This is a genomic window from Pseudorhodobacter sp. (genome assembly GCF_030452865.1).
Lineage (GTDB): Bacteria > Pseudomonadota > Alphaproteobacteria > Rhodobacterales > Rhodobacteraceae > Pseudorhodobacter.
In genome coordinates, this window is sequence record NZ_JAKDLJ010000207.1 from 1 (window position 1) to 6,309 (window position 6,309).

8 protein-coding genes are annotated in these 6,309 nt (G+C 59.4%); 1 reads left to right on the forward strand and 7 read right to left on the reverse strand.

Features of this window, described 5'->3' with window-relative positions:
• The 7 genes from L0H65_RS12365 to pcaF form a co-directional block, all read right to left on the reverse strand.
• Positions 1 to 630 (reverse strand): Phenylacetic acid catabolic protein (locus L0H65_RS12365; protein ID WP_301459359.1); only part of this gene is annotated, 630 nt, incomplete at its 3' end.
• Positions 631 to 641: 11 nt separating this feature from the next.
• Complete coding sequence (gene paaE / locus L0H65_RS12370; RefSeq protein WP_301459360.1) at positions 642 to 1,709, reverse strand: 1,2-phenylacetyl-CoA epoxidase subunit PaaE; 1,068 nt, start codon at positions 1,707 to 1,709, stop codon at positions 642 to 644.
• A 12-nt stretch (positions 1,710 to 1,721) separates the two neighbouring features.
• A complete protein-coding gene (gene paaD, locus L0H65_RS12375; RefSeq protein WP_301459361.1) occupies positions 1,722 to 2,180 on the reverse strand; it encodes a 1,2-phenylacetyl-CoA epoxidase subunit PaaD in 459 nt (152 codons plus the stop codon).
• A gap of 1 nt (position 2,181) precedes the next feature.
• Positions 2,182 to 2,943 (reverse strand): 1,2-phenylacetyl-CoA epoxidase subunit PaaC, encoded by a 762-nt coding sequence (gene paaC, locus L0H65_RS12380; protein ID WP_301459362.1) that lies wholly within the window; start codon positions 2,941 to 2,943, stop codon positions 2,182 to 2,184.
• Positions 2,943 to 3,275 carry a 1,2-phenylacetyl-CoA epoxidase subunit PaaB gene (gene paaB / locus L0H65_RS12385; RefSeq protein ID WP_301459363.1) on the reverse strand — a complete coding sequence of 111 codons (333 nt, stop codon included), beginning with the start codon at positions 3,273 to 3,275 and terminating at the stop codon, positions 2,943 to 2,945. Before paaB ends, paaC begins: the two co-directional genes overlap by 1 nt.
• Positions 3,272 to 4,246: a 1,2-phenylacetyl-CoA epoxidase subunit PaaA gene (gene paaA / locus L0H65_RS12390; RefSeq protein WP_301459364.1), complete on the reverse strand. Its 975-nt coding sequence runs from the start codon at positions 4,244 to 4,246 to the stop codon at positions 3,272 to 3,274. The genes paaB and paaA overlap by 4 nt, the downstream gene beginning before the upstream one ends.
• Positions 4,247 to 4,261: 15 nt before the next feature.
• A complete protein-coding gene (gene pcaF, locus L0H65_RS12395; RefSeq protein WP_301459365.1) occupies positions 4,262 to 5,464 on the reverse strand; it encodes a 3-oxoadipyl-CoA thiolase in 1,203 nt (400 codons plus the stop codon).
• A 250-nt stretch (positions 5,465 to 5,714) separates the two neighbouring features.
• On the opposite strand from pcaF, the gene L0H65_RS12400 reads away from it, so the two are divergent.
• The coding region (locus L0H65_RS12400) for an AMP-binding protein (protein WP_301459366.1) at positions 5,715 to 6,309 on the forward strand (595 nt) is incomplete at its 3' end.

Genomic DNA, 6,309 nt, shown 5'->3' on the forward strand with positions numbered 1-6,309 from the left:
CTCACCGAACACCGCTTTCACGCGGGGTTGCCAATAGGCCAGCGCGGCCTCCACCTCCGCCCGCGCGCCCGTCGCAAGCAGGCGGTCCAAACCTTCCTCCGCCAGTTCGGTATGCCGCGCCTCGATCGGGGCGACTTCGCGGATCACCTCGGCCAAGGGCTGATACGACACGCGCAAAAGCTCCTCCAACTGCACGCCGACCGCCAGGCCCATGCACAGATTCATCACCACGGCGTCGGTCCAACCTTGCAGCGGATAGTTCAAGACCGAAAGCCGCATGTCGTGTTGGCTGCGGAAGGAACCGGGTGGGGTGTCACGCGGCAAGCGGTCGGTCCACGGGTGATGATTGGCGTAAAGGTCGGTATTTGCGCCAAATTCGCCCATCAGGCGCAAAACCTTGTCGGCATTGTCGGTCTTTTCCAACACGATACGGGCGGCGGCAATGCGTTCCTTGATCCCCGGCCCGGCATTGATGACATCGGCGAAACCCGCAGCACCCGCCAGTTCGCTATCAACAAAAACTGCCATGATTTTCATCAACTCCCCACGATAACGCGGCGGCACATTGGCCGGATTGGTCAGCTTGCCTCCCTGCGCCAGATAGTCGGAAATGCTCATCTCATCTGTCATCGCGAAATCCTCTATTGATCGTAATCAACGATCACGCGGTCAGTGACCGGGTACGCCTGACACGAGAGGATATAGCCGCGCTCCACCTCGTAATCTTCCAGCGCGTGGTTCGCGATCATCTCCACCTCGCCTTCGAGCACGCGACAGCGGCAGGTCGAACAGACACCAGCCTTGCAGGCAAACGGCGCGTCAATCGCGTTGGCAAGGGCTGCTTCCAGAATGCTGCCGTGCTTGTCCATCGAAAAGCTGCGGGCGGTGCCGTCCAGTGTTACCGTGACCTCTGCGGATTCTGCCTGATCCTGTGCCTTGTGACTCACCGCTTTGCGCGTCAGTTTGACCTGCTGCGCGCTGGCGAAAAGTTCAAACTTGATCTGCGCATCAGTCAACCCATGGTCGCGCAAAGATGCGGCAATCGTCAGCATCATCGGCTCCGGCCCACAAATGAACGCAGTGTCAACGCTGCCCACATCAATCCAGTTGGCGAACAGGGCGCGGCATTTTCCGGCGTCAAGGCGACCGGTGAACAGGTCAATATCCTGCGCATCGGATTTCAGAATATGGATGATCGAAAGTCGCGCCATATAGCAGTTTTTCAAATCCTCCAACTCCTCGCGGAACATGATCGAATTGACGCCGCTATTGGCATAGACCAGCGTGAACTGGCTTTTCGGCTCCTCCGCCAGCACGGTCCTGAGGATGGATAAAATCGGCGTGATTCCAGACCCCCCGGCAAAAGCGAGGTAATGCCTGGCGTGCGCCGGCTCCAACGGCGTGTGAAAGCTGCCCATCGGGGGCATTGCTTCCAGTGTCGTGCCGACTTTCAATTCCTCATTCGCCCAGGTGGAAAAGGCACCGCCTTCGATCCGCTTGATACCGACCTGCATGAAACCGTCATTCCGCCCAGCGCAGATCGAATAGGAGCGGCGCAGTTCAACACCGTCGAACTCTCGCCGAAAGGTCAGATACTGGCCTTGAGTGAAGCTAAACGCTTTGCCATTTTCGGGCCGCAGCGTGACAATCACCGCATCCTTGGTCGTCTTGCGTACATCAACGACGGACAGTTTATGAAAGCGCGCCACCCTAGCACCTCCTCAGATACATTTGAAATAGTCGAAGGGTTCAAGGCAATCGTCGCAACGCCAATGCGCCTTGCATGGGGTTGATCCGAACTGGCTGATCCGGGTCAGCGTATGGCCGCCGCAGCGCGGGCATTTTTCCGGCCCGCCCGCGGGATGTGGCGGTGCGATGCCGTATTCCTGTAACCGCGCGCGGCCTTTTTCCGACAGCCAATCCGTGGTCCAAGGCGGCGAGATCTGGGTTCGGATCCGCACCGCATCCACGCCGCGTTCCCGCAGCGCGGTTTCAACATCAAGCGCGATGATACTGGTCGCCGGACACCCGGAATAGGTTGGCGTCAGCGCCACTTCCAGCGTGTTACCCGCCCATTTCACTTCCCGGACAATCCCCAGATCAACGACCGAGATCACCGGAATTTCGGGATCAGGCACCTGATCCAACCAATCCCAAATCTCGGCCAGTTGCGGTTTCATCCTACCACGAAGACCCCGGATAGGCACGTTGCAGCCATTGCATCTGCGTCAGCATATGGCCCAGATGTTCGGAATGGCGAAAGCCGGTCTTGCCGCCTTTGTGGGCGAAATCGCCGTCCGGAATCGTCAGCATCGCCTCTGCCAAAACGCCGCCGACATAGGCATCAAACCCTGCCCGCAAGCTGGCTGGATCAGGCGCTATACCTGCCTGCGTCATGGCAACGTCCACCTTGTCGGTGCTGAACAACTCCCCCACATAGGGCCACAGCAGATCAAGTGCTGCCTGCATCCGGGAGTGGCTTTCCACCGTGCCGTCGCCAAGGCCGATCACCGTTCCTGACGAGCGTTCGACGTGATAGCTGACTTCCTTGACGGCTTTCGCGGCAATTTCGGCAATTCGGGTGTTCGTCGAGGTGGTCAAAGCCTCCAGCATCCGCAGATGCCAGGCATCGAACAGGAATTGCCGCATCATGGTCTGGCCAAAGTCGCCGTTCGGCTGCTCGACCAGCAAGACATTGCGGAAATCCCAAACGTCGCGCAGCATCGCCAGATCATCGGCGCTGCGGCCTGCGCCTTCCACCTCATCCGCCAGGCCCAACCACATCCGCGTCTGGCCGATCAGGTCAAGTGCGATGTTGGCGAGCGCGATATCCTCCTCCAACACCGGCGCAAACCCGCACCATTCGCTGACGCGGTGGCCCAGAACCAAAGTGTTATCCCCCATCCGGCAGAGAAATTCGAACAGGTCCGGGTCGTGGGCCATCACATTGCCCCCACGTCATCCGGAATGTCGAAGAATGTCGGGTGGCGGTAGATTTTGCTTTCCGCAGGTTCATAAAACGGGCCTTTGTCGGAAGGGGAGGAAGCGGCGATATGATGCGCCTCCACCACCCAAATGCTGACGCCTTCATTGCGGCGGGTATAAACATCCCTCGCGTTCTTGATCGCCATTTCCGCATCGACAGCATGGAGGCTGCCGACATGGCGATGGTTCATGCCGTGCTGGCCCCGGATGAACACCTCCCACAACGGCCACTCCGACCGCTTCGGCGTCTCTACCTTGCTCTGCGGGTATTCGTTGCCGACCGAGCTCATTGTGCTGCCACCTTCCTTGCGGCGCGCTTCTGACCATAAGCCGACAACCCATCGCGCACCCATGCACCGTCATCCCAAGCCTTGTTGCGCGCAGCGAGGCGTTCGCGGTTACAGGGGCCGTTGCCTTTGAGCACCTCATAAAATTCCGCCCAATCGGGTTCGGCAAAGTCATAGCCGCCCTTTTCATCGTTCCATTTCAAGGTTTCATCGGGAACGGTCAGGCCCAGATAATCCGCCTGCGGTACGGTCTGATCAACGAATTTCTGGCGCAATTCATCATTGGTGTTCATCTTGATTTTCCACGCCATCGACTGCGCCGAATGGACGGAATCCTTGTCCGAAGGGCCGAACATCATCAAGGAAGGCTCCCAAAACCGGTTCAGCGCGTCCTGCGCCATTCGCTTTTGCGCGGGCGTTCCGTTGGACATCTTGCGCATGATGTCAAAGCCTTTCCGTTGGTGGAACGACTCCTCCTTGCAAACGCGGATCATCGCGCGGCTGTAGGGACCGTAAGAGGTGCGCTGTAGCGGCACTTGGTTCATGATCGCGGCTCCATCCACCAGCCAGCCAACCGCGCCCATATCGGCCCAGGTCAGCGTTGGATAGTTGAAGATGGAGGAGTATTTCATCCGCCCATCCAGCAACATTTCCGTCAAATCATCCCGGCTGACGCCCAGCGTTTCGGCGGCGCAGTAAAGGTAAAGCCCATGTCCCGCCTCATCCTGCACCTTCGCGAGCAGGATCGCCTTGCGCTCCAGCGTCGGCGCGCGGGTGATCCAGTTGCCTTCGGGGAGTTGGCCGACAATTTCCGAATGGGCATGTTGCCCGATCTGGCGGATCAGGGTTTTGCGATAGCCGGCAGGCATCCAATCCTTCGGTTCGATCTTTTCACCAGCGTCGATGCGGGCCTGAAAGGATATCGCTTCCGGGCTGTCATCAGCGGCTTCCGATTTCACCATTTGCGCATACATGATCGTCCCTCCCGTTCAAACCGCCTCCAGGATCAGCGCGGTTCCCTGACCGACACCAACGCACATCGTACACAGCGCATACCGCCCGCCCGTGCGCTTCAATTGCCAGGCGGCGGTCAACACCAACCGCGCGCCGGACATACCCAACGGATGCCCCATCGCAATTGCCCCGCCGTTCGGGTTCACATGCGGCGCATCATCTGCCACACCCAATTCGCGCAGCGTTGCCAAGCCCTGACTGGCGAAAGCTTCATTTAACTCTATCACATCCATCTGACCGATGCGCAGCCCCGTGCGGGCCAGAACTTTTTGGCTGGCAGGCGAAGGACCAATTCCCATCACGCGCGGCGCAACCCCGGCCGATGCCATACCGACAATCCGCGCCATCGGTGTCAAACCATGCGCCGCAACCGCCTTTTCCGACGCAATCAACAATGCCGCCGCACCGTCGTTGACGCCAGAGGCATTTCCCGCCGTCACGGTCAAATCCGGGCCATTGATACCCTTCAGCTTGGCGAGCGCTTCCAAAGTGGTGCCTGGGCGCGGGTGTTCGTCAGTATCGACCACAACCGGATCGCCCTTGCGCTGCGGGATCAACACCGGCGCAATCTCATCCACGAACAATCCTGCCGCCTGAGCTGCCTGCCAGCGCGCTTGCGAGCGGGCGGCGAAAGCGTCCTGGTCGGCGCGGCTGATGTTGTAATCCCTCGCCACATTGTCCGCAGTTTCGGGCATGCTCTCCACCCCGTATTGCGCCTTCATCTTCGGGTTGATGAAACGCCAGCCGATCGTGGTATCAAACACTGCATTGGAGCGGGCAAATGCGCTGGTCGCTTTTGGCATCACAAACGGCGCGCGACTCATGCTTTCAACACCGCCTGCAATGGTCAGGTCATAATCCCCGGCTTTGATCCCGCGCGCAGCAAATCCAACCGCATCCATACCCGATGCACAAAGCCGGTTTATCGTCGCCCCCGGCACAGTGTCAGGCAATCCCGCCAGCAAGGCGGCCATCCGCGCCACGTTGCGGTTATCCTCCCCCGCCTGATTGGCACAGCCAAAGATCACCTCATCCACAGCGCGCCAGTCAACGCCTTGATTGCGCGCCATCAATGCGGCGATGGGAATGGCGGCAAGATCATCGGTCCTCACCGACGACAACGCCCCGCCATAGCGGCCAATCGGCGTTCTGACCCCATCGCAAATGAATGCATCCATCCGTAGTCTCCCATGTCATCGCTGCGCCTTTTTGGCAGATCGTATCGGATCGCTGCGCGAACAGACGGGTTGCACGCTGCAACACCATGATCCGGCGGCCAGTCTACAGCCTGCCAAATTATCGGCGAATGTCCAGAAGCATACACCATATCGTCCGCAGTTCGATCATCACATTCTTGCTCAACGGCTTGCCAACGCCCGCATCGCCATGGTGAATTACGAGATCGGGCGGAATTTGAAAGGACAGGATTTGTACGAACACAACTATCTCGTCGAACGTCTGCGCCGGTCCACCATCGGCGCGGAGGATACCCGCTTTCTATTCAACCACCAAACCGGCGCAACCGTCACTTACGGTGAGTTCTTTGCCAATGCCGAGCGCATGGCGGCGGTACTGGTGGAGGCGGGCATTACCCCTGGTGACCGCGTGGCCGTGCAAGCACCCAAGACCCAAGCGATGTTGGAGCTTTATGTCGGCACCTTGCTGGCGGGGGCAGTGTTCCTGCCGCTGAACACCGCATACACCGGGGCGGAGATCAGCTATTTCCTGAACGATGCCCGTCCGCGCCTTCTGGTCTGCGACCCTGACAAACTGGGCGCGCTGGCCGCTATCGCGCAGCAAAGCGGTGTGGCCGAAATTTTGACGATTGCCGCCGATGAAAGCGGTAGCCTGACGCAGCGGCGTGATAGCCAAGCACCAGGCTTTCAGCCAGTGCCGCGCGGCCCGGATGATCTGGCCGCGATCCTTTACACCTCCGGCACCACCGGGCGGTCAAAAGGCGCAATGCTGACCCACCGCGCACTTGCGTCAAATTCAGAAACCTTGACGGCATATTGGCGCTTTA

Excerpts from the sequence above, each read along its gene's own strand:
- paaD (WP_301459361.1), bottom strand. The coding sequence starts at position 2,180 with ATGAAACCGCAACTGGCCGAGATTTGGGATTGGTTGGATCAGGTGCCT.
- paaC (WP_301459362.1), bottom strand. The coding sequence starts at position 2,943 with ATGGCCCACGACCCGGACCTGTTCGAATTTCTCTGCCGGATGGGGGAT.
- paaB (WP_301459363.1), bottom strand. The coding sequence starts at position 3,275 with ATGAGCTCGGTCGGCAACGAATACCCGCAGAGCAAGGTAGAGACGCCG.
- paaA (WP_301459364.1), bottom strand. The coding sequence starts at position 4,246 with ATGTATGCGCAAATGGTGAAATCGGAAGCCGCTGATGACAGCCCGGAA.
- pcaF (WP_301459365.1), bottom strand. The coding sequence starts at position 5,464 with ATGGATGCATTCATTTGCGATGGGGTCAGAACGCCGATTGGCCGCTAT.